Below are 24,010 nucleotides of genomic sequence, written 5' to 3' on the forward strand. Positions count from 1 at the left end.
TAAAATACAAAGTATGAAGAAGGTACTTTTTATAGATCGTGACGGGACGTTGGTTATTGAGCCGCCTGTAGATTATCAGTTAGATTCGTTGGAGAAACTGGAGTTTTATCCGAAAGTGATGCGTAACCTTGGCTTTGTCCGCAGCAAACTGGATTTTGAGCTTGTTATGGTTACCAATCAGGATGGGCTGGGTACGGCGTCTTTTCCGGAAGAAACTTTTTGGCCGGCGCATAATCTGATGATGAAGACGCTGGAAGGGGAGGGAATTACGTTCGATGATATTTGCATAGACCGTAGTATGCCCGAAGACAATGCACCGACCCGCAAGCCGCGTACCGGTATGCTGACGAAGTACCTCGACAATCCCGAATACGACTTGGCAAACAGTTTTGTGATAGGCGACCGCCCTACGGATGTGGAGTTGGCGAAGAACTTGGGATGTCGTGCCATCTTTTTGCAGGAAGATACGAATATGCTGAAGCCGAAATCATCCGGCGGTGAAGCTGCCTGTGAGGGCTTGGAGGATGTCTGTGCTTTGGCAACGAAAGATTGGGATAAAGTCGCTGAATTTCTTTTTGCAGGTGAACGGAAAGCGGAAGTACGCCGTACCACGAAAGAAACGGATATTTACGTAGCTGTGAATTTGGACGGTAACGGTCATTGTGATATTCATACCGGGCTCGGCTTCTTCGACCATATGCTGGAACAGATAGGCAAGCATGGCAGTATGGATTTGACAATTCACGTGAAAGGCGATTTGGAAGTGGACGAACATCATACGATAGAAGACACCGCCCTTGCTTTGGGTGAGTGTCTGTATCAGGCATTGGGCAACAAGCGCGGCATAGAGCGTTACGGGTACGCACTGCCTATGGACGATTGTCTGTGTCAGGTATGTCTGGACTTTGGAGGACGTCCCTGGCTGGTATGGGATGCCGAGTTCAAGCGCGAGAAAATAGGAGAGATGCCTACGGAAATGTTCCTGCATTTCTTTAAGTCGTTGAGCGATGCGGCCAAGATGAATCTAAATATCAAAGCGGAAGGACAGAATGAACATCATAAGATAGAGGGAATCTTCAAAGCCTTGGCAAGAGCCCTGAAAATGGCAGTGAAACGTGATATCTATCACTATGAACTGCCAAGCTCGAAAGGGGTACTGTAAATGTATGATGCGTTGCGTCCGAATACATCATCTGCTTTGCCCGGACGCATCATCTGCCTTGCCCGAACGCATCATCAGTTTTCTCTCTCCGACAGATATACTTTAGTATATCTTTTCTTTATTAATTATGTTGTGTCAGTAGACTGGCAGTAGCATTGGCTGTAAAATGGGCTATTCGTCTGGAAATGAGCCCAAAAAATGGCACATGGGCTGGCTTTTTATTGGCACGTTACAGAATCGCCGCCGATTGTCCGCAAACGAACAGGGGGAGTGTCCGATTTCGGACACTCCCCCTTGCGTAATGCCTTCCTGCCCGCTTGGCACACTCTTTGCTTTTCTATCAACGACAATTTTAAAGACCGAACATGAAAAAGAATATTTTACTCGCCGCTTGTTTTTTGATGCCGCTGATTGCATCGGCACAAAATGATACTCTGACGCACGAACGTGACATTACTTTGGCAGAAGCCATCGCCCTGGCACGTACCCAGTCTGTAGATGCTGCGGTGGCACTCAACGAGTTGAAAACAGCCTATTGGGAATACCGTACTTTCCGAGCAGACCTGCTGCCCGAAGTAAACTTTACAGGAACATTGCCCAATTATAACAAGTCATACAGCACCTATCAGAATTCAGACGGTTCTTATAGCTTTGTCCGTAACAATACATTGGGACTGTCCGGTGCACTTTCCATCGACCAGAATATCTGGTTCACAGGTGGTAAGCTGTCGTTGGCTTCTTCCCTCGATTACATCAAGCAGTTGGGCTCCGACGGTAATAAGCAGTTTATGTCCGTGCCCGTAAGCCTTGAATTGACGCAACCCATATTCGGCGTGAACAGTTTGAAGTGGAACCGCCGTATCGAACCTGTACGGTATGCAGAGGCAAAGGCTGCCTTTATTTCGGCAACGGAACAAGTAACGATGAAAACCATCACCTACTTCTTCGAATTATTGCTGGCAAAGGAAGCGCTTGCCACAGCACAGCAAAATAAAGCGAATTCAGACCGCCTATATGAAGTGGCCATTGCCAAACGCAAAATGGGGCAGATTTCAGAAAACGACCTGTTGCAGCTCAAACTGAACTCCCTGCAAGGCAAAGCCGATGTAACCGAAGCCGAAAGCACACTGAACGCCAAGATGTTCCAGTTGCGTTCATTCCTCGGCGTGTCGGAGAGCGAGGGACTGAACCCTGTGATACCCGCTTCTGTTTCGGGTATTAAAATGGACTATGACCGCGTCCTGAACAAGGCTTTGGAACGCAACTCGTTTGCCCAGAATATACGCCGCCGCCAGTTGGAAGCCGACTATGAAGTGGCTACGGCACGTGGAAATTTAAGGAGTATTGACTTGTTTGCCAGCGTTGGCTATACCGGACAAAACTATGAATTCTCCTCTGCCTATCAGGATTTGCTGGATAACCAGATTGTGAAAGTCGGTGTAAAAATACCTATCCTCGACTGGGGCAAACGTCGCGGCAAGGTGAGAGTGGCGAAGAGCAACCGCGAAGTGGTGCTTTCCAAAATCCGCCAGGAACAAATGGACTTCAATCAGGACATCTTCTTGCTGGTGGCAAACTTCAACAACCAAGCCCAGCAACTGGAAATAGCCGAAGAAGCCGACCTGATAGCCGAAAAACGTTACAAGACCAGTGTGGAGACTTTTATGATTGGCAAAATAAGCACTCTTGACCTCAACGATGCGCAGAACTCCAAAGACGAAGCACGGCAAAAACACATCTCCGAACTTTATTACTATTGGTATTATTTCTATCAGCTCCGTAGCCTGACTCTTTGGGATTTTGAACGGAACATGGAGTTGGAAGCCGACTTTGAAGATATAATCAAAGGCTGATTCCGGTACAAAACATACCGATTTGTAAGATTATAAGGGAAAAAACAAAAAAAGAGTGCAAATCTGTATGAACTGTGGTGAAAAAACTTACTTTTGCAAGCAACTAACTACAAAATGCTATGATACTGATAGTCGATGATGATAGTGCCGTACGTTCTTCACTTAGTTTTATGTTGAAGCGTGCCGGTTATGAAGTAAAAACAGCTCCGGGTCCCCGTGAAGCAATGGATATAGTTCGTGCAGAATCTCCCGCACTGATATTGATGGATATGAACTTTACGCTCTCCACTACCGGTGAGGAAGGGCTTACGCTGTTGAAGCAGGTGAAGGTGTTCCGCTCCGACGTCCCCGTTATCTTGATGACAGCATGGGGCAGTATACAGCTTGCCGTACAGGGTATGCAGGCGGGTGCTTTCGACTTTATTACCAAGCCGTGGAACAATGCCGCCCTTTTGCAGCGCATCGAAACCGCTTTGGAATTGAGCGCCGCTCCGAAGGAAGTGCCGGAAGAGCAGGCGGAAGGCTTGAACCGCAGCCACATCATAGGAAAGTCACAAGGACTGATGGAAGTACTGAATACCGTAGCCCGCATAGCCCGTACCAACGCTTCCGTACTCATCACCGGTGAGAGCGGTACAGGTAAGGAACTGATAGCCGAGGCCATCCATATCAACAGCCAGCGTACCAAGCAACCTTTCGTGAAGGTCAATCTCGGCGGTATTTCGCAGAGTTTGTTCGAGAGCGAGATGTTCGGTCATAAGAAAGGCGCTTTTACCGATGCGAGCGCCGACCGTATAGGCCGTTTTGAACTGGCAAACAAAGGGACTATCTTTCTGGATGAAATAGGCGACTTGGATTTGTCTTGTCAGGTAAAACTGTTGCGTGTGCTTCAAGACCAGACTTTTGAAGTGCTTGGAGACAGCCGCCCGCGCAAGGTGGATGTACGTGTAGTATCCGCCACCAATGCCGATTTGCGCAAAATGGTTTCCGAACGCACGTTCCGCGAAGACCTTTTCTACCGTATCAATCTGATAACCGTAAAACTTCCCGCCTTGCGCGAACGTCGTGAGGATATTCCTCTGTTGGCACGCCACTTTGCCGACCGTCAGGCAGCTGTAAACGGTTTGCCACATACCGAATTCTCGGCGGACGCACTGAATTTCCTTTCCCGCCTGCCTTATTCGGGTAATATCCGCGAATTGAAGAATCTGGTGGAGCGTACCATTCTTGTCAGCGGAAAACAGACTTTAGATGCTTCTGATTTTGAATCGCAATATCAGCGCCATGACGAACCCGCAAAGGCCGCCGAAGGAACGTCTTTTGCCGGCATGACGCTGGACGAAATAGAACGGCAGACTATCCTGCAGGCTTTGGAACAACATAAAGGCAATCTCAGTCAGGTTGCATTAGGGTTGGGCATCAGCAGGGCTGCACTGTACAGGCGGTTGGAGAAATACGGAATAAAATATGAATTATAATTTCTGATTCATCATAACTCATTTATCGTGCGCATCAAATTCTATTTTTTCATCCTCGTGCTGTTTCTGCTCGGACTTGGCGGGGCATTGATATGCCTGGCAGATAAAATGCAAACCGTCCACCTGTATATAGTGGAGGGCATCATCGCATTTATACTTATTTATCTGGTGGTGTTTTATCGCAAGATTGTCAAGCCGATGAGTACGATAGGAAGCGGTATGGAATTGCTGCGCGAACAGGACTTCAGCAGCCGGCTCAGTCAGGTGGGGCAGTATGAGGCCGACCGTATTGTAAACATATTCAACCGCATGATGGAGCAGCTCAAGAACGAGCGTCTGCGTATGCGTGAGCAGAACCATTTTCTCGACTTGTTGATTCAGGCATCGCCTATGGGAGTTATCATTATGACGTTGGATGGCGAAGTGTCGCAACTCAACCCAATGGCTGTGAAGATGTTGGGTGTCCGTCCTGAAGAAGCGCAGAACAAGAAACTGGAGAAGATTGATTCGCCTTTGGCGGAAGAACTGGCATCGCTTCCTAAAGAGGAAACTTCCGTAGTGCGGCTGAATGATGCGAATATTTATAAGTGTACCCATTCCTCGTTTATCGACAGAGGATTCAAGCATCCTTTCTTCTTGATAGAACGTATGACGGACGAAGTGATGAAAGCGGAAAAACGTGCATACGAAAAGGTTATCCGCATGATTGCCCACGAAGTGAACAATACTACTGCCGGCATAACCTCTACTTTGGATACGGTGGAGCAAGCCCTTTCTACGGAAGAGGGCATGGAAGACATTTGCGATGTAATGCGCGTATGTACGGAGCGTTGTTTCTCTATGAGCCGTTTCATTACCCGTTTTGCCGATGTGGTGAAGATTCCCGAACCTACGGTGGCGCCGGTTCGGCTGAATGAATTGGTATCCATGTGCAAGCGTTTCATGGAAGGGATGTGCAACGACCGTAACATTATCCTCCGCTTGGAATGTGACCCTGAAGTGGGACAGGTTCGTCTGGATGCTTCATTGTTTGAGCAAGTTTTGGTAAATATCATTAAGAACGCTGCCGAAAGTATAGAGGGGGCCGGCGAAGCGGCAGGCAAGCAAGGTGAAATAATAGTAAGGACCACCGCCCCCGCTTTCATAGAAATCGTAGACAATGGTCCCGGAATAAGTAAGGAGGCCGAAGCTAAACTCTTCAGTCCCTTCTTCTCCACCAAACCGAACGGGCAGGGGATTGGCTTGGTGTTTATCAGGGAAGTATTGAGTCGTCATGGTTGTACATTCTCCCTGCGCACATACAATGACGGGTTGACCCGCTTCCGAATCTTATTTAATTTTTAATTTTCCTTCCCATTCCTCCGCGTATTCATCCAATATACGCTTGATGCCTTGGCCGATGGTGACGTAATCGTTCTCATTCAGATTGGCAAGGGAAGCGCGCACGCTCCATTCCGGCCCGTCGAAGCCGCCGCCGTTCAGAAGTACCAGGGATGTTTCTTGGGCAAGGCGGAACACGACGTTCAGCGGGCTGTACGTCTTTTTGAGGTATTCCACAAACTTGTCTCCATAGAACTTTTTGGCCCAGACCAGCATATCGATTTCCGTATAGTAGCCCACCCGTAAGGGGTCTTCCACTAATGTAAACCCGGTGTTGTCCCAAAGAGCCTGCAAACGGCGCCGGATGATTTCCTGCATCTTTTGCTTGTATCGGTTCTCCTTGTCCAGCAATGCAAAAGCGGCGAATAAGCTCATCTGCATCTGCTGAGGCAGTGAAAGTCCTGCCGTATGGTTCAATGCTACCTGGCGGCTGTCTGCTACCATGCGGTCTATGAACTTCAGTTTCTCGGGATGCAGGGTCAGTGTGGCATAACGGCGGTTGAGGGCTTCGCGTTTCTCTTTTGGCAACCGGGATATTTGCCTGTCGAATACATTGTACTCGTGCAGTGCTATGACGGCATTGCGCCAGCCGGTGGCGCCGAAATATTTGGAGAATGAATATACACAAAGCGTATTGTACGGAATTTCTGCCATGAACGAACGGAAATGCGGGCTGAATGTGCCGTACACATCATCCGTAATAATCATCAGGTTGGGGTTGTCTTCCTTTACAATGTTTACGATGCGTGCCATTGTTTCCGGACTGAGCGTGTAGCTGGGCGGGTTGCTCGGATTGGTAACGAACAATGCCTTTATCGCCGGATTCTTCAGCCTGTCAATATCCTCGTCACTGTATTGCCACAGGTGCAGTCCGTCTTTGTTCATGCGGTTGGCATGCAGTTCGGTCACCTTAAACCGGTAGCGGCTCAGTTGGGGAATCTCTATGTAAGGTGTAAAGGCGGGAACCATGAGAACGATGCCGTCGCCTTTGTTTAATAGAAAATTTTCTTGCAGGGAGTCGAAGATATAGCACATGGCGGCTGTTCCGCCTTCGGTGGCAAACAGGTCGAACGCTCCTCGTGGCGGACGGTTGTCGCACATTTCCTGATTCAGGTAGTCGCATACCAACATTTCGGTGAATTGCAGAATGCGGTCGGGCACGGGATATTGGTCGCCTATAACGCTTTCCGCCCATTCGTGGACAAGGCTGTCCGGGTCGACGGCATGCTGCATCAGCATATAGTTGTAGGTTTGCTCCAACAATTTGGCTCCGGGCTGATAGGTATTGCTTTTGAGGAATTGCTCAAAACGGGAGGCAATGCCTTGCTTTTCGGGAATGCCGGCGATGCCTTCGGGAAGGAACATGGTGTGGCGGCATTCTTCTAACCCGAACTTTCCCAAAAGGAAGAAGGCTTCGCGTGGAGTGGTTGCAATCCAGTTGGGATTACCGCGCCCGGCGTTCAGCATGGTACGCGCGGTCTTTTTCAGACTTTCATCTGCCATATCAATGAGACGGTTTTTCAGCTCGAAAGGGCTGATGTTTTCCATCTTCTTTTCTAAAAGTTTTGTATCCATATAATCTGAGGTTTAGGTATTTAATTACTGCTTCGCATTATTTAATAAAATATTATGATTTCAAGGGCATCTGTAATTCTTAGTTTGTTTGGAGAATAGCTATTGTTTGCTTAGAGCCTTTGTACGCTAAATCAGCAGGACGATAACCACTCCCCATATAATAAGCAAGGTATTGCCTACTGCATACGTCACTGTGTAACCCAATGCAGGCGTTTCGCTCTCTACAGCATCTTGTATGGCTCCGAGGGCTGCCGTAGTGGTTCTTGCACCTGCACAGCACCCAAGTGCGATGGCGGGGTGAAACTTGAACAGATACCTTGCCAGCAGCAGCCCGATAATCAGCGGGAGAGTGGTGGCAACCGCACCTACAAGGAACAGGCTGATGCCCACGTCATGGAATCCCTGTACAAAGCTGGGACCTGCCGATATGCCTACTACGGCGATGAACATATTCAGCCCTACATTATTCAGTACCCATTGCGACGGTTCGGGAATGCGTCCGAAGGTGGGATGCTTGCTACGCAGCCAACCGAAGAACAATCCCGCTATCAATGCTCCGCCACTGGTGCTCAGGCTGATTGGCACGCCGCCGATGTGAACGGATAATGCACCGAACAGTCCGCCCACAAGGATGCCGAGCCCTACGAAAATCATGTCTGTCTGGTTGGTAGGACGGTCTATATAGCCCAAACGTCTGGCGGCAGCTTCCACTTCCTGTCTGGTTCCCACTACTTCTACCACGTCGCCGGCATCTACTGTGGTCTGTGCCATGACGGGGATGTCGATGCCTGCACGCTTGATGCTGCGGATGCTGACACCGTGCATGAACTTTTCGCTGCGGATTGCCGAAACGGTCTTTCCTGCAAAAGTCTTTTTTGTTACCATGACGGGCAGCCTTTCTGCAGGGAAGTCCAGTAATTGCTGGTCTTGTATTTCCGGACCTATCCAGTCCTCCTCACCGATAACGTATTCCCGGCGTCCGCTGAGCACAACTTCATCTCCTATCTCCAGTTGCACGTTGGGGCTGACTTCGCGGATAGTGCCCGCTTTGCGGAGCCGTTCCACAAACAGGCGCTTGTCCTGTTGCTGGAAGTACATTTCGAGGTCTATAACCCTTTTCCCGTTTTTGAACCATTCGTTTTCTATGCGGTAGGCGCGGAAGGTGACGGGACGTGCGGCGTGCATGAAGCCGGGCTCGTCTGCCTGGGAATTACCCATGCGGGCTTCCAAATCCTTGCAGGCGGCTTTCACCTTATCCAGCCCGCCCAGCATTTTCGGTCCGATGGACGATAGTACCCAAGCCGAGCCGGCAGTGCCGAAAATGTAAGTTACGGCATAGGATACCGGAATGATGTTGACGTAACTCTGCCGTTGCGCTTCGTCCAGCCCCATATTGGCCATTGTATCTTCCGCTACTCCGATAACGGCGGATATGGTTTGCGAGCCGGCAAGCAATCCTGCCGCTTCTCCCATGTTATATCCCATGAGCAAGGCAAGAAGCCAAGTCACTCCCAATACGGATACGCACATCAGCACCGCAAATGCCACCTGCGGCAGTCCGTCTTTTTTCAGTCCGCGGAAGAACTGCGGTCCTACCTTGTAGCCTACGGCAAACAGGAACAGTAAGAAAAATACTGACTTGATAGGGCCGGGTACGGCAATATTCAGCTGCCCCACCACTACGCCTACCAGCAGCACACTGGTGACGGTTCCTAAAGTGAACTTGCCGATGCGCAGCTTGCCCAGCCAGAACCCCAAGAAAATGGTGAGGAAAATGGCTAATTCGGGACGTTCTCTGAGTTGATTGAAAATCCATTCCATAATTAAGTATTTAGGTCGGTTTGTACGTCTTTTGCAAGTCGTTTTCGCTATACAACGGGTTTTAACGGGAAGTGTTTTGAATAAAAGTGGTTTTTTAGAACATTTATTCCGCAAAACCGAACTTTTATAAAAAGTTTTCTTCCGTACCTTTGCGCACTGAATGATAGATAGGTAAGGTATGAGGTTGTTTATTAGGGTGTTTCTGCTGATGCAGATAATTGTAGTTCCCTTGAGGGCGCAATATGTAGTGCAAGGTGTTGTCACTGATTCGCTGACACGGGAGCCGTTGCCATATACCTCGGTCTATCTGAAAGGAACCACAGAGGGGGGAATGACTGATGACAAGGGCGTGTTTTCTTTCAAGACCTATCGTCCGGAAGCGCGGCTGGTAATCTCGGCTGTGGGTTATAATGAATACACCCGGTTGATTCATCCGGCACGCGGGGAGCGTATAAAAGTTGCGCTTGCCCCTGCTACTTATGCGCTGAACGAGGTGGTGGTGAAGCCGAAGCGCGAGCGTTACAAAAAGAAGGACAATCCGGCTGTGGAGTTTGTACGGAAGATGATAGAGCACCGGGACGATTATTCTCCGGATGAACGTGACTTCTGGCAGCGTGAACGTTATGAAAAAATGACGTTTGCCATTAACAATTTCGATAGCGTAAAGCAGCAGAAGTGGCTGTACCGCAAGTTTAAGTTCCTGACCGATTATGTAGATACTTCCGCCGTTACCGGAAAACCTGTATTGGCGGTATCCAACCGCGAGCTGCTGGCTACGGATTATTACCGCAAGTCGCCCCATAGCGAAAAGCAATGGGTAAAGGCACGGCGGCAGGCAGGTGTGGACGAAATGCTGTCACAGCAAGGCATGGAGCAGGCTATCAGCGTCACCATGACCGATGTAGATATTTATCAGAACAATATAACGCTGTTTACCAATAAGTTCGTCAGTCCGCTATCTTCTTTGGGACCTTCGTTCTACAAGTATTACCTGATGGATACACTGACCGTTGCCGGGAAGCCTTGTGTGGACTTGACTTTTGTACCTTTCAACTCCGAGTCGTTCGGCTTTACGGGGCATCTGTACGTCATGCTGGACAGTACGTATTTCGTGCGTCGCGTAGTGATGAACTTTCCTCAGAAAATCAACCTGAACTTTGTGGACTACATGAAGATAGAACAGAACTTTGGCCGTGCGGAGGACGGTACAAGGCAGCTGATGAATGAAAGTATCACGACGGAATTCAAATTGGTGGATAACAGTGACGGTATCTATGCCAAGCGGGATGTATATTATCAGGATTATGCCTACGAACTTACCGCTGATGCTTTGCAGGCATTCCGAAAGCCCGAGAAAGTGATTGAGGGCATGGATTCTTCCGCTCATTCCGACGCTTATTGGGATGCCAACCGGCTTGCGGAAGTGAGCAAAAAGGAGACTTCCGTAGACAAGATGATGGCTCAATTGCGCAGTTATCCGGTTTATTATTGGACGGAGAAGGTGCTGAAAGTATTGTTTACGGGGTATATCCCGGCTCCTAAAGAGAAAGCTCCCTTGTTCTATATCGGCATGATGAATACCACTATCAGCGGTAATGCGCTGGAGGGGGTTCGTGTACGTGCCGGCGGAATGACGACCGCTTGGCTCAATCCGCATTTGTTCGGTAGGGGATATATGGCGTACGGATTTCGTGATGAGCGTGTGAAAGGGCTGGCGGAACTGGAATATTCTTTTCACAAGAAAAAGGAGTATGCCAACGAGTTTCCGATTCATTCCTTGAAACTTCGCTATCTGTCCGATGTCAACCAATACGGGCAGCATTATCTCTATACCAGTCAGGATAATGTCTTTCTGGCTTTGAAGCGCCAGAAGGACGACCGCATCGGCTATCAGCGGAAGGCGGAACTGACGTACACAAACGAATTTCATTCGGGCTTTTCTTTCCAGCTGACTACGCGCCTGCGGAAAGACGAATCTTCACATCTTATTCCTTTCGTGAAGCAAGATGCCGGAGATGAGTTTGTAAAAAGTATTTCTACAAGTGAACTGGAATTGAAGCTGCGTTATGCTCCTAACGAAAAATTCTTCCAGACCCAATGGAACCGTTTTCCGGTGTCGTTGGACGCTCCGGTTTTTACGCTGACGCATACTATGGCGGCTAAAGGTGTGTTGGGTGGGGATTATACCTACCACTATACGGAGGCGGGTTTCCAGAAACGTTTCTGGTTTTCGGCCTTTGGCTATACGGATGTCATACTGAAAGCCGGTAAGGTGTGGAATAAAGTCCCTTTCCCGTTGCTTATTATTCCCAATGCCAATCTGTCTTACACTATTCAGCCGGAGTCTTATTCACTGATGAATGCGATGGAATTTATGAACGATGAATATGCCTCGTGGGATGTGACTTATTTCTTGAACGGTTTTCTCTTTAACCGCATTCCGTTGTTGAAAAAACTGAAATGGCGTGAAGTATTGTCCTGCCGGGGAATTTATGGAAACCTGAGCAACAAGAACAATCCCGAATTCAGTGAAGGATTATTTGCTTTTCCGGCAGGAAGCACTACCATGGGACATACTCCGTACGTGGAAGTCGGGGTGGGGATTGAGAATATTTTGAAAGTGCTGCGGGTGGATTATGTATGGCGTTTAACTTACCGGGATTTACCAAATATAGATAAATCCGGGCTTAGAATCAGCCTGCATATGACATTTTAACTTAAATCTTACTAACAGAGCATTAAATCGGATAAAATGACTAATCCCAATTGGGTAAAATACCCTAAATTTGAGCAATTTTTTAAACTCTAAATAATACAATGGCAATGAAAGAAAACATTAAGCCGGCAACCGGTCGGTTAGGCGTACTGGTAGTCGGAGTAGGTGGTGCGGTTGCAACCACTATGATTACAGGTACATTAGCTGCCCGTAAGGGGTTGGCAAAAGCTATAGGCTCAATCGCACAAATGGCTACTATGCGTATGCAGGACGGCAAAGAGCATCTGATTAAGGATGTAGTGCCTTTGGTTGATTTGAACGATATCGTTTTCGGCGGTTGGGATATTTTTGCAGATGATGCGTATGAAGCTGCAATGTATGCAGAAGTTTTGAAAGAAAAGGACTTGAACCTCGTAAAGGATGAGTTGAAGGCCATCAAACCTATGCCTGCCGCTTTTGACCACAATTTTGCAAAACGTCTGAACGGTACACACATCAAGAATGCCGCTACGCGCTGGGATATGGTGGAACAGTTGCGTGAGGACATCCGCACTTTCAAGGCAAATAATAACTGCGACCGTATCGCAGTATTGTGGGCTGCAAGTACTGAAATTTATGTTCCTTTGGCTGAAGAGCACAAGTCTCTCGCCGCTTTGGAAAAAGCTATGAAGGAAAACAATACGGAAGTTATTTCTCCGAGTATGTGTTACGCTTACGCTGCAATCGCAGAAGGTGCTCCATTCATCATGGGTGCTCCTAACTTGTGCGTAGACACTCCGGCTATGTGGGAATTCTCCAAGAAGATGAATGTGCCTATTTCCGGTAAGGACTTCAAGAGCGGACAGACTTTGATGAAGACTGTACTCGCCCCGATGTTCAAGACTCGTATGCTGGGCGTAAGCGGATGGTTCTCTACCAATATCTTGGGTAACCGCGACGGCGAAGTGCTGGACCAACCGGAAAACTTCAAGACAAAAGAAGTCAGCAAGCTGTCTGTTATCGACAATATCTTCGAACCTGAAAAATTCCCCGATTTGTACGGTGATGTATATCACAAAGTACGTATCAACTATTATCCGCCTCGTAAGGACAACAAGGAAGCATGGGATAATATCGACATCTTCGGCTGGATGGGTTATCCGATGGAAATCAAAGTTAACTTCCTGTGCCGTGACTCTATCTTGGCAGCTCCTATCGCACTCGACTTGGTTATCTTCAGTGACCTTGCTCTGCGTGCAGGTATGTGTGGCATCCAAACCTGGCTGTCATTCTTCTGCAAGAGCCCGATGCACGACTTTGAACACGAGCCGGTACACGACTTGTTCCAACAGTGGAGAATGGTGAAAGAAACTCTCCGCAACATGGTAGGTGAAACTGCACCGAGCTATTTGGACTAAAATAAGAAAGTGGTAGGGTTATAAAAGTGATAAGGTGATAGGGTGATAAGTAAGTTTCGTGTTTCGAGATTTTATCACTCTACTACCTTACCACTTTTATCGCTTTATCACCCCTATCACATTATCATCCTTTTTATCCCCTTTTTATCAATGAAGAAACCCTCTTTTTTCCCGGTTCTCATAGGTACGGGCTTCGGTTCGGGATTTTCTCCTTTCGCTCCGGGTACGGCAGGCGCTTTGCTGGCTACGCTTATTTGGTTCGGATTGTCTTTCATTGTTCCGGAAATATGCCTGATGTGGCTGACAGTGGCCTTAATTCTTGTCTTTACGGTAATGGGAATATGGGCAACCAATCGTCTTGAACCTTGCTGGGGGGAAGACCCTTCGCGCGTGGTGGTGGACGAAATGGTAGGAGTATGGATTGCATTGCTGGCTGCACCGTCGGGTAATGTATGGTATGCGCTGGGCGCATTCGCCCTTTTTCGTCTGTTCGACATTTTCAAGCCGTTAGGAATCCGTCGCATGGAAAGTTTCCCGGGCGGATTTGGAGTAATGATGGATGATATTTTGGCGGGAATTTATAGCTTTGTAGTCTTAATCGGAGTAAGATGGCTGATAGGCTAAAGGAAATATCGGGATTTGCAGGTTGGCGTCATGCTGTTTGGGTCTTTGTCAAGGCTCAGCTTTCGTCGTATGTGGCAAGTCTTGTGGATTTCTTGGTGACTATTTTACTGGTTAAACTATCCGGACTTTTTTATTTGTATGCTACTTTCTTAGGCTCTGTGGTTGGCGGCATGGTGAATTGTGTCATTAACTACGGTTGGGTATTTCATGCGGATGACTGCAAAAAGACGCACGTTGCGCTGAAATATCTTTTTGTCTGGGGAGGTAGTATTTTATTGAATACATGGGGTACATTTGCCCTGACGGAGTGGCTGACGGGTATGCACTGGGTGGACGGATTGCTGGGACATTACATAAACGATGTGTTTATCCTGTCCAAAGTTATCGTAGCTGTTCTGGTGGCATTTTTCTGGAACTATCATCTGCAACGGGTATTCGTATATCGTAATCATAATTTCAGAAAATTTATACGACAATATTTTAGAGACTAAATAGAACTGATATGAATTATAGAGATTGGCTGCAACAGTTGATTTATAAGATTATAAATCCGATTGTACATGGCATGATTAAGGTGGGCATTACGCCTAATTTTATTACTACCACCGGACTGGTGATGAACATCGTGGCTGCGTGCGTATTTGTGTATGCGGGTATGTACAAACCGGGTGAACTGGCCTATGTGGGTTGGGGAGGAGGAATTGTCCTCTTTGCCGGTTTGTTCGATATGATGGACGGGCGTGTGGCGCGTGTAGGCAATATGTCTTCCACATTTGGAGCATTGTACGACTCGGTGCTCGATCGTTATAGCGAGATGGTGACGTTGTTCGGTATCTTCTATTATTTGATTCTGCAAGGTTATCTGTGGGGGTCGATGATAACTTTTGTCGCATTGATTGGCTCGCTTATGGTGAGCTATGTGCGTGCACGTGCCGAAGGGTTGGGGCTGGAATGTAAGGTAGGTTTCATGCAACGTCCCGAACGTGTGGTGCTGACCAGTCTCGGTGCTTTGTTTTGCGGCATTTTCGGAGATTGCGAAGCGTTTGACCCCATGCTGATACTGATTGTTCCGATGGCTGTGATAGCTTTCCTTGCTAATTTGACGGCATTTGCACGTATTGCGCATTGCAATAAACTCTTAAAGAAGCAACGATGAGAAAAAATATCTTCCCTTCTGTCAAAGAAGCGTTGCCTGTTGTTGTTATTACGGTACTGTTCTTGTTGTTGACAGCCGTTTGTATAGGGCTGCGCACAGAACATCTTCTGATGGCGGGTCTGTTTCTGGTGCTCTTCTTTGCAGGAAAAACAACCCGTAAATTGGCGGTAGCGTTACTTCCTTTTATCATCTTCGGCATTTCTTACGACTGGATGCGGGTATATCCCAATTATGAGGTGAATCCTATTGATGTGCAGGGATTGTATGAGGCGGAGAAGTCGTTATTCGGTATCTCGATTAACGGGACAACGTTGATTCCCTGTGAATATTTTGCGCAGAACCACTGTGCGACAGGTGATTTCTTGGCAGGCATATTCTATCTCTGCTGGGTTCCTGTTCCCATTGCATTCGGCTTGTGGCTTTATCTGAAAGGCGAACGCAAGCTGTATCTTCGCTTTGCCATGGTTTTTTTGTTGGTAAACCTTATCGGGTTTGCCGGGTATTATATTCATCCGGCAGCACCACCTTGGTATGCTATGAACTACGGCTTTGAGCCGATTCTCGATACGCCGGGTAATGTGGCGGGGTTGGGGCGTTTTGACGAACTGTTGGGGTGCTCCATCTTTAATTCCATTTACGGGCGGAATGCCAACGTGTTTGCTGCTGTTCCTTCGCTGCACGCAGCTTATATGGTGGTAGCTGTGGCATATGCCGCTATGGGGCGTTGCAAGAAGTGGCTGATAGCTCTGTTCTCTGTTGTCATGGTGGGCATCTGGTGGACGGCTGTCTACTCCGGACATCATTATTTGATTGATGTAATGCTGGGCATTTCCTGTTCTCTGCTGGGTATTCTGGTATTTGAGCAAGGGCTGATGAAGTGGGGGACGTTTAAACGTTTCTTTGAAAGATACAGTCAATATATTCGATAAACATAGAAAGGTATGAAACACAGGATTTTAAATTGTGCTGTTGTCAGAGGAAGCGGCGACAGTACCTATTTGGTCCTTCATGGCAAGAAATATGCGATTGCAGGCGATGAAGTCATGGAGAAGTTATTTGTACGCCCGTATTATACGCGGGTTACTGACAAATGCCTGAATGTGTTGCCGGATGGCGAATTCTTGTCTGTTTCGTCCCGGTTGGTGGCAGACTCGGACAATAAAGTTTATTTGAGTGTAAATGGCTGCCTGAAACTGCCGATTCTTGATTCTGTCACTTTTGATGAAATGGGCTTTGCCGCCGATAAGATACAGGTGCTTCCGGAAAACGAATTGGAACAAATTCCGACCGGTGAACCTGTTGAAGCTGGCAATTGGGGTTGGGAGCATGAAGATTGGATGTCCTGCGTGCCGGATGATACTCTATTATCCGGAATTTCAATTCCCGGTACCCATGATACTATGAGCTATACGTGCTATCATAAGAATCTCATAAAGGAGGTAATAGAACAAAAAAAATGGGGGCTTATTCTGGATGCTACGGCGGCCTGCCAAGCTAAATCTTTGGAAGAGCAACTTAAAATGGGCGCACGCTTTTTTGACCTTCGTTTGGACCATACGATGCGCTTTTATCATGGCGCTACGGATTTGAAGCTGGTGTCGGAAGACGCTATGCAGCCATTGGTGAGATTTTTGGGCGAGCATCCGGATGAAACGGTTCTTTTACGTGTAAAGTCGGAAAATACTCAGGATGAGTCCGCTTACAGAAACCTTTTGGAAAAGGAAGTGATAGGGCGTTATCGGCAATGGTTCTGGAGCTGGTCTGAGGAATATTCCGGAGCCGGTGTAAAAGATGAACATGGAGTGGTGATTCCCGTATTGGGTGAAACAAGGGGAAAAATAGTCCTCTTTAATTCATATCAATTGGAAGATATGAAGGATGGGGTGAAAGAGTATATCGGCTATCAGCTTCGGTTTTATACGCCGGTGGTTGATGGAGAGCCTTTCCCGGTAACTTGCCAACATTTGCAGGATGAATATCAACTTGGTTCCACTCCCCAAAAGATACAAGCAATTAAAGAAAATGCCCGGAAAGCAGACCGATGTGAAGATTCTGTCTATTCCATTAATTTCCTAAGCGGAGTGGATAATATAAAACTTTCAGACTCCATAAAAATTCCAGTTCCTATTCCTCAGGTATGTGCCATGAGCAATAATCCTCAGGTAGAAAAGTTTCTTATCGAGGAGATAAGGAATACAACGGGCATTATAGTTATGGATTTCATGGGGCTTGACGAAGGTGTGACGCCACGTGTGTTGTTTACCAATTTCCGTCGGCATTAATGTAGCGTTTTTGCGATAGTCGGTTTTTATATATAGTATAGAAGTATATGAATAATTTTGTCTTTTATAGTCCTACGGAATTTGTCTTTGGTAGGGCAACGGAAATGCAAGTCGGCGCTTTGGCGCATAAGCACGGGGCACAGAAAGTAATGATTGTATATGGTGGCGGTTCCGTGGTGCGGAGCGGTCTGTTGGACAGGGTGAAGCAATCTTTGCAGGAAGCCGGTATTCGGTATTGCGAGATGGGAGGCGTACAGCCCAATCCGGTTGATACGAAGGTGTATGAAGGCATTGAGATTTGCCGTCGTGAACAGGCTGATTTACTGCTTCCCGTGGGAGGCGGCTCTGTGATTGATACAGCAAAGGCAATTGCTGCCGGTGTGCCTTATGAAGGTGATTTTTGGGATTTCTTTATCGGTAAGGCGAAAGTGGTGAAGGCATTGAAAGTGGCTGTTGTGCTGACAATTCCCGCTGCGGGCAGTGAAGGGTCAGGCAATTCGGTTATCACGAAGGTAGATACCCTTCAGAAATTGAGCCTGCGTGTGCCGGAGCTATTACGCCCTGTCTTTTCTATAATGAATCCTGAGCTGACTTATACATTACCGCCTTTTCAGACCTCTTGCGGAATTGCCGATATGATGGTGCATATTATGGAGCGTTATTTCACTAATACGCAGGAGGTGGAAATCAGCGACCGCCTTTGCGAAGGTACGCTGACGGCTATCATTAAGGAGGCTTATCGTGTAAAGCAAAATCCGGAAGATTATGACGCACGCGCCAATATTATGTGGTGCGGAACGATAGCCCATAACGGAACTTGTGGTGTAGGTTGTGAGGAAGACTGGGCTTCGCACTTTTTGGAGCATGAGGTCAGTGCTATTTACAACGTTACGCATGGCGCAGGGTTGTCTGTGATAGTTCCGGCATGGATGACTTTTATGGCTGAGCCCAATCCGAAGAAGATAGCCCAATTCGCCAACCGTGTTTTTGGAATTCCTGAGTCGGAAGATTTGGAAGAAATGGCTTTGGCGGGAATCGCCCGTTTAAAACACTTTTTCCGCTTTATAGGACTGCCGGTCAACTTTAGGGAGTTGGGCATTGAGAATCCTGATATAGACCGCTTGTCGGATAATTTGCATCGCAATAAGGGAGAGTTTGTGGGCAATTATGTAAAACTGACCAAACAGGACAGCAAGGAAATCTATCGTCTGGCACTGTAATAACGAACAAAAAAACGGCGAAGTGTTTATCAGACTTCGCCGTTTTCTTTATTTGATTTCGATTTCTTCCTTCATATCAATCTCTTCTCCTTGCGGATCGTAGAAGATATACTCCAGAAACGCTAATTTCTGGCTTGGAATAATCTTGATTCCGAATCCGTATTTCATTTGCCATTTCCGTTTCAGCGAGAGGACTCCCTGATTGATGTAGGCAGCGATATACGGGTGGATGTGTAACGAGAATCTCTTTATCTTCAATTTGTTGACAAGGTAGTCAATTTTACTCTCTAAGGTGTCCGTAAAGAGGATGGACGATTTAATAGTGCCTTTGCCGAAGCAGGTTGGACAGGTTTCCGTGGTATTCACATCCATTGCCGGACGTACTCGTTGACGAGTTATCTGCATCAATCCGAATTTGCTGAGCGGCAAGATGTTGTGGCGTGCTCTGTCTTTCTGCATATTAGCACACATACGTTCGTAAAGCTTTTGTCTGTTTTCGGCTTCATTCATGTCAATGAAATCCACTACGATAATACCACCCATATCTCTTAGTCGCAATTGGCGTGCCAGTTCATCGGCGGCTCCCAAATTCACTTCCAGTGCATTGGCTTCTTGCCCGTTGGCATTTTTGATGCGGTTACCGCTGTTCACGTCTACTACGTGAAGCGCCTCGGTGTGCTCAATAATCAGGTAAGCCCCGCTTTTGTATGAAACGGTTTTGCCAAATGACGACTTTATCTGTTTGGTGATACCAAAATTGTCGTAAATGGGAAGTTGACCCTTGTACAGCTTTACGATTCCTGCCCGTTCAGGGGCGATGAGTGTTACGTAATCCTTGATTTCGTTGAATACAGCTTCGTTGTTCACGTGGATGTTTTCGAAAGAAGGATTGAACAAGTCGCGCAATAAGCCTACGGCGCGGCTGGTTTCTTCGTAAATCAGTGTCGGAAACTTGGTTGCTTTTTGTACTTTGGTAATAGCTTCTTCCCAATGTTTCAGTAATACTTTAAGCTCTCCGTCAAGCTCGGCTACGCGTTTTCCTTCGGCAACAGTACGGACGATGACACCAAAATTCTTGGGTTTGATGCTCATCAGCAGTTGTTTGAGACGGGCGCGTTCTTCGCTTGATTTAATTTTTTGTGATACGGAAACCTTATCGTTGAAGGGGATTAGCACGAGATACCTTCCGGCAAAAGAAAGTTCGGAAGTTAGGCGCGGCCCTTTGGTCGAGATTGGTTCCTTTACGATTTGCACCACTACTTCTTGTCCTACTTTGAGTGTGTTGGATACTGTTCCGTCTTTTTCAAGATCGGGAAGTATGGCTGCTTTGGTAATTGGATTAAGCTTCTTTTTATCGCTTAAAGTTTGCTTTACGTATTTCTCTAATGAGTTAAATTGAGGACCTAAGTCCAGATAATGAAGAAAAGCGTCTTTCTCGTAACCCACGTCCACGAAGCAGGCATTCAGGCCCGGCATCAATTTCTTGACGCGTCCTAAATACATATTACCCACAGAGAAGGAAATGTTTCTTCCTTCGCTTTGGAGTTCCACCAGGCTTTTGTCTTCGAGCAAAGCGATGGAAACCTCTTTGGGCTGTACGTCTACAACGAGTTCGCTTGTCACAATAATTTGCTTTTACATTTTTATTATACAGATATTTTCTGTTCAGATTTACCGATGGGAGTTGTGTCAAAACGAAGTTTAGACACAACCTCATCAGTTTGATACTTAAACAAAGAACAAACCCGCGAGACAATTAGCTTCACAAGTTTGTTCTTTATTTTGTCTTTCAGACTAAAAATTACTTTTTGCTTTTATGTCTGTTCTTTCTTAGTCTTTTTTTACGCTTGTGCGTAGACATTTTATGTCTTTTTTTCTTCTTTCCGCTTGGCATAGCTTCAAAATTTTATGGGTTAATACTAATTGTTTATTATTTTTTCACAGCAATGGTGAATGTCTTGGCAGGTTTAAAAGCCGGAATGTTGTGTTCCGGAATGATGATGGTAGTGTTCTTTGAGATGTTACGAGCTGTTTTCTGAGCTCTCTTCTTCACTACAAAACTACCAAACCCGCGGAGATAAACATTTTCATCTTTTGATAAAGATGCCTTCACTGCGTCCATGAACGCTTCAACGGTTGTAAGTACTGTGACTTTGTCAATTCCGGTGTTCTTTGTAATTTCGTTTACAATATCAGCTTTAGTCATTTTTTCTAAAAAAAATATTATTACTATAGTTTTCTAATTTTTTGGACTGCAAATATATAGCTTTTTGGCGGCTCTAAAAAATATATTCTCGACATTTTTTGAAAAAAGTCTAAGCATTGGGCATTGTTAGACTGAAAATCCGTATTTTTGTTCTTCCGAAAAAGGACTGCATCCTTTGGGGGATATGGAACTATTTATGAATATATTGACTGAGACTTTACTGGATTGGTATGCGGATAATAAACGCGATTTGCCGTGGAGAGAAACAACCGATCCTTACCGGATATGGATTTCTGAGATTATCTTGCAGCAGACGCGGGTAGTGCAGGGATATGAGTATTTCCTTCGTTTTATCCGTCGTTTTCCTGATGTGGCGGCTTTGGCTTCGGCTTCGGAGGAGGAAGTTTTAAAATACTGGCAAGGATTGGGCTATTACTCCCGTGCCCGTAATCTGTATGCCGCCGCCAAGAGTATGAACGGCAAGTTTCCGGCAAGTTATCGGGAAGTGCGCGCTTTGAAAGGGGTGGGCGACTATACGGCTGCCGCTATTTGTTCCATTGCCTATAATATGCCGTATGCGGTGGTGGATGGTAATGTGTATCGCGTCCTTTCCCGTTATTGGGGTATTGATACTCCGATTGATTCTACGGAGGGAAAAAAACTTTTTGCGGCTTTGGCGGATGAGATGCTTGATAAATCCCGGCCGGCGACCTATAATCAGGCCATAATGGATTTTGGGGCTATTCAGTGTACGCCGCAGTCTCCCAACTGTATGTTTTGTCCTTTGGCGGATAGTTGTACCGCTTTATCAAAAGGGCTGGTGACGCAACTTCCCGTGAAGCAACATAAAACAAAAACTTCCAACCGCTACTTTAATTATATATATGTACGCATGGGCGCGCGTACTTTTATACATAAGCGGACGGGCGACGATGTTTGGAAGAACTTGTTTGAGTTGCCGTTGGTTGAAGCGGATAAGGACTTGTCTGAAGAGGAATTCCTTGCATCGGCTTCTTTTCGATCACTTTTGGCGGAGGGGGAGACGCCGGAAGTGCGTTCGGTGCTTCGGAATGTGAAACATATTTTGTCGCACAGGGTGATTTATACTAACTTTTATGAAGTTGTGTTGCCGGAGAACTCCCGTTCGTTTTCGGGTTATCAGTGCATCAGGGTGGAAGATTTGGAACAATATCCGGTATCTCGTCTGGTGCATGCGTTCTTGGAGAAATATGTATAAAAGTTGGCTGTATTCTTGCATGATGTTGTTATTCTCGTTAATTTTGGCAACAAATATAAAATTGAAAGTATATGTCAGTAAATAAAGTGATATTGTTAGGAAATGTAGGCAGAGATCCCGAAGTGAGATACCTTGACACAGGTGTTGCTGTCGCTACTTTCCCTTTGGCTACTTCAGACCGTGCCTATACATTGGCAAACGGAACGCAGGTTCCCGAGCGTACGGAGTGGCATAATCTTGTCCTTTGGCGCGGACTGGCAGAAACGGCTGAGAAATACGTGCATAAAGGAGACAAACTTTATGTGGAGGGCAAGATACGGACTCGTTCGTATGATGACCAGACCGGTGCAAAACGGTATGTAACAGAGATTTTTGTAGATAGCATGGAAATGCTTTCTGCAAGAAATACAACTCCCGGGGCTGCACCGCAGACCGGTATGCCGGGACAGGCGGGTGCTTCCGTACAGTCAGCACAATCGCAGGCGGCTCCTGCACAGAATAATCCAACGGACGATTTACCGTTCTAATTGTTTAACTAAAACCAAAATCTTTGGACCCAGACGCTTATTTATGCCAGTTGGCAGATATTTTTAACGGTATAACCGTACAAACTCCTTCTGTTTCGGCTATTATAGCCATTGTATTGGCAGGTGTGCTTTTACTTGCTTCCGGTTTTGCTTCGGCTTCCGAAATAGCATTCTTCTCACTGTCTCCTTCCGATTTGAATACTATTGGAGAGGGGAAACATCCTTCTGACGAGAAAATCAGGAATTTGTTGGATGATACGGAGCGATTATTGGCTACGATATTGATTACGAACAACTTTGTGAACGTAACGATTATTATGCTCTGCAACTTCTTCTTTATGAATGTATTCCTGTTCCATTCGGTTATTGCGGAGTTCGTGATTCTGACGGTTGTCCTGACTTTCCTGTTGTTGCTTTTCGGAGAGATTATGCCAAAAATCTATTCGGCGCAGAAGACATTGGCTTTTTGTCGTTTTGCTGCTCCCGGCATTATGGCGTGTCGTTCCATCTTCTATCCGTTATCTTCGGTATTGGTGCGTTCCACTTCGTTTCTCAACAAGCATTTCGTACGGAAGAACCATAACATTTCAGTGGATGAACTGTCGCATGCGTTGGAGTTGACAGACAAAGCCGAACTTTCAGAAGAGAACAATATATTGGAGGGTATTATTCGTTTTGGCGGTGAGACGGCTAAGGAAGTAATGACATCCCGTTTGGATGTGGTGGATTTGGAGATTCGCACTCCTTTTAAGGATGTGTTGAAGTGTATTGTAGAGAATGCTTATTCACGTATCCCCGTTTATGCGGAAACACGTGACAATATAAAGGGAGTGCTTTATATCAAAGACTTGCTTCCTCATCTGAACAAGGGAGATAATTTCCGTTGGCAGTCGTTGATTCGTCCGGCATACTTTGTTCCGGAAACCAAGATGATTGATGATTTGCTCCGTGATTTTCAAGCGAACAAGATTCATATCGCTATTGTGGTGGATGAGTTCGGAGGAACATCGGGCATCGTCACAATGGAAGACATTATAGAGGAGATTGTGGGTGAGATACGTGACGAATATGATGATGAAGAGCGTACCTATGCAGTTCTCAATGACCACACATGGGTCTTTGAAGCCAAAACACAGCTGACAGATTTCTACAAGATAACCAAGATAGATGAGGAGACCTTTGACGAGGTGGCGGGTGATGCCGATACTTTGGCGGGACTGTTGCTTGAATTGAAAGGGGAGTTTCCCGCACTTCATGAGAAGGTGACTTACAATTGTTATGAATTTGAAGTTCTTGAAATGGACAACCGCCGTATCTTAAAAGTGAAATTCACGGTTAATGAACCTGTTCGGGAAAGTTCTGAAACAGAAAAATAA

At 46.5% G+C, this 24,010-nt stretch carries 19 protein-coding genes; 15 read left to right on the plus strand and 4 right to left on the minus strand.

All coding sequences use genetic code 11. The features are described 5' to 3' along the window. Positions 1 to 13 precede the first annotated feature (13 nt). The 4 genes from hisB to KG118_RS06205 all read left to right on the plus strand — a co-directional run bounded on the left by hisB (position 14) and on the right by KG118_RS06205 (position 5,837). Positions 14 to 1,162 (plus strand): bifunctional histidinol-phosphatase/imidazoleglycerol-phosphate dehydratase HisB, encoded by a 1,149-nt coding sequence (hisB, locus tag KG118_RS06190; RefSeq protein WP_117711395.1) that lies wholly within the window; start codon positions 14 to 16, stop codon positions 1,160 to 1,162. Positions 1,163 to 1,527: 365 nt separating this feature from the next. Continuing rightward, entirely contained in the window at positions 1,528 to 3,015 is a 1,488-nt protein-coding gene (locus KG118_RS06195) for a TolC family protein (RefSeq protein ID WP_117711396.1), read from the plus strand. A 119-nt stretch (positions 3,016 to 3,134) separates the two neighbouring features. Then, positions 3,135 to 4,493, plus strand: a complete 1,359-nt coding sequence (locus tag KG118_RS06200; RefSeq protein ID WP_117711397.1) for a sigma-54-dependent transcriptional regulator — start codon at positions 3,135 to 3,137, stop codon at positions 4,491 to 4,493. 27 nt (positions 4,494 to 4,520) lie between these two features. Continuing rightward, entirely contained in the window at positions 4,521 to 5,837 is a 1,317-nt protein-coding gene (locus KG118_RS06205) for a sensor histidine kinase (protein WP_117711398.1), read from the plus strand. Here the strand turns inward: KG118_RS06205 and aspD are convergent. Beyond that, a complete protein-coding gene (gene aspD, locus KG118_RS06210) occupies positions 5,823 to 7,448 on the minus strand; it encodes an aspartate 4-decarboxylase (protein WP_117711399.1) in 1,626 nt (541 codons plus the stop codon). The genes KG118_RS06205 and aspD overlap by 15 nt on opposite strands. Before the next feature lie 126 nt (positions 7,449 to 7,574). Then, positions 7,575 to 9,269, minus strand: coding sequence for an aspartate-alanine antiporter (gene aspT, locus KG118_RS06215; RefSeq protein ID WP_117711400.1), 1,695 nt, complete (start codon positions 9,267 to 9,269; stop codon positions 7,575 to 7,577). Between the two features lie 178 nt (positions 9,270 to 9,447). Between aspT and KG118_RS06220 the strand changes: the two genes are divergently transcribed. From KG118_RS06220 to KG118_RS06255, 8 genes are all read left to right on the plus strand, one after another. Beyond that, positions 9,448 to 11,985, plus strand: coding sequence for a DUF5686 and carboxypeptidase-like regulatory domain-containing protein (locus tag KG118_RS06220; RefSeq protein WP_117711401.1), 2,538 nt, complete (start codon positions 9,448 to 9,450; stop codon positions 11,983 to 11,985). Between the two features lie 107 nt (positions 11,986 to 12,092). Then, entirely contained in the window at positions 12,093 to 13,382 is a 1,290-nt protein-coding gene (locus tag KG118_RS06225; protein ID WP_117711477.1) for an inositol-3-phosphate synthase, read from the plus strand. Between the two features lie 150 nt (positions 13,383 to 13,532). Then, positions 13,533 to 14,006 (plus strand): phosphatidylglycerophosphatase A family protein, encoded by a 474-nt coding sequence (locus tag KG118_RS06230; protein WP_117711402.1) that lies wholly within the window; start codon positions 13,533 to 13,535, stop codon positions 14,004 to 14,006. Continuing rightward, on the plus strand, positions 13,991 to 14,497 hold the full coding sequence (locus KG118_RS06235; protein WP_117711403.1) for a GtrA family protein: 507 nt from the start codon (positions 13,991 to 13,993) through the stop codon (positions 14,495 to 14,497). Before KG118_RS06230 ends, KG118_RS06235 begins: the two co-directional genes overlap by 16 nt. A gap of 11 nt (positions 14,498 to 14,508) precedes the next feature. Next, positions 14,509 to 15,162, plus strand: a complete 654-nt coding sequence (locus KG118_RS06240) for a CDP-alcohol phosphatidyltransferase family protein (RefSeq protein ID WP_117711404.1) — start codon at positions 14,509 to 14,511, stop codon at positions 15,160 to 15,162. Then, positions 15,159 to 16,091 (plus strand): phosphatase PAP2 family protein, encoded by a 933-nt coding sequence (locus KG118_RS06245; RefSeq protein ID WP_117711405.1) that lies wholly within the window; start codon positions 15,159 to 15,161, stop codon positions 16,089 to 16,091. Before KG118_RS06240 ends, KG118_RS06245 begins: the two co-directional genes overlap by 4 nt. A 12-nt stretch (positions 16,092 to 16,103) precedes the next feature. After that, entirely contained in the window at positions 16,104 to 17,444 is a 1,341-nt protein-coding gene (locus KG118_RS06250; RefSeq protein WP_233514879.1) for a PI-PLC domain-containing protein, read from the plus strand. Between the two features lie 47 nt (positions 17,445 to 17,491). Beyond that, positions 17,492 to 18,664: an iron-containing alcohol dehydrogenase gene (locus KG118_RS06255; RefSeq protein WP_117711406.1), complete on the plus strand. Its 1,173-nt coding sequence runs from the start codon at positions 17,492 to 17,494 to the stop codon at positions 18,662 to 18,664. A gap of 48 nt (positions 18,665 to 18,712) precedes the next feature. On the opposite strand, the gene KG118_RS06260 is transcribed toward KG118_RS06255, so the two are convergent. Both KG118_RS06260 and KG118_RS06265 read right to left on the minus strand, forming a co-directional pair. After that, positions 18,713 to 20,287: an Rne/Rng family ribonuclease gene (locus KG118_RS06260; RefSeq protein ID WP_117711407.1), complete on the minus strand. Its 1,575-nt coding sequence runs from the start codon at positions 20,285 to 20,287 to the stop codon at positions 18,713 to 18,715. 307 nt (positions 20,288 to 20,594) lie between these two features. Next, positions 20,595 to 20,870 carry an HU family DNA-binding protein gene (locus tag KG118_RS06265; protein WP_004290360.1) on the minus strand — a complete coding sequence of 92 codons (276 nt, stop codon included), beginning with the start codon at positions 20,868 to 20,870 and terminating at the stop codon, positions 20,595 to 20,597. A gap of 196 nt (positions 20,871 to 21,066) precedes the next feature. Between KG118_RS06265 and mutY the strand changes: the two genes are divergently transcribed. From mutY to gldE, 3 genes are all read left to right on the plus strand, one after another. After that, positions 21,067 to 22,107 carry an A/G-specific adenine glycosylase gene (gene mutY, locus KG118_RS06270; RefSeq protein WP_117711479.1) on the plus strand — a complete coding sequence of 347 codons (1,041 nt, stop codon included), beginning with the start codon at positions 21,067 to 21,069 and terminating at the stop codon, positions 22,105 to 22,107. Positions 22,108 to 22,178: 71 nt separating this feature from the next. Further along, on the plus strand, positions 22,179 to 22,634 hold the full coding sequence (locus KG118_RS06275; protein WP_117711408.1) for a single-stranded DNA-binding protein: 456 nt from the start codon (positions 22,179 to 22,181) through the stop codon (positions 22,632 to 22,634). Positions 22,635 to 22,657: 23 nt separating this feature from the next. Further along, the gene (gldE, locus tag KG118_RS06280) at positions 22,658 to 24,010 is read left to right on the plus strand and encodes a gliding motility-associated protein GldE (protein ID WP_117711409.1); all 1,353 of its coding nucleotides are present in this window, start codon (positions 22,658 to 22,660) and stop codon (positions 24,008 to 24,010) included.

Origin of the sequence: Bacteroides propionicigenes, assembly GCF_018390535.1 — a bacterium.
GTDB lineage: Bacteria > Bacteroidota > Bacteroidia > Bacteroidales > Bacteroidaceae > Bacteroides > Bacteroides propionicigenes.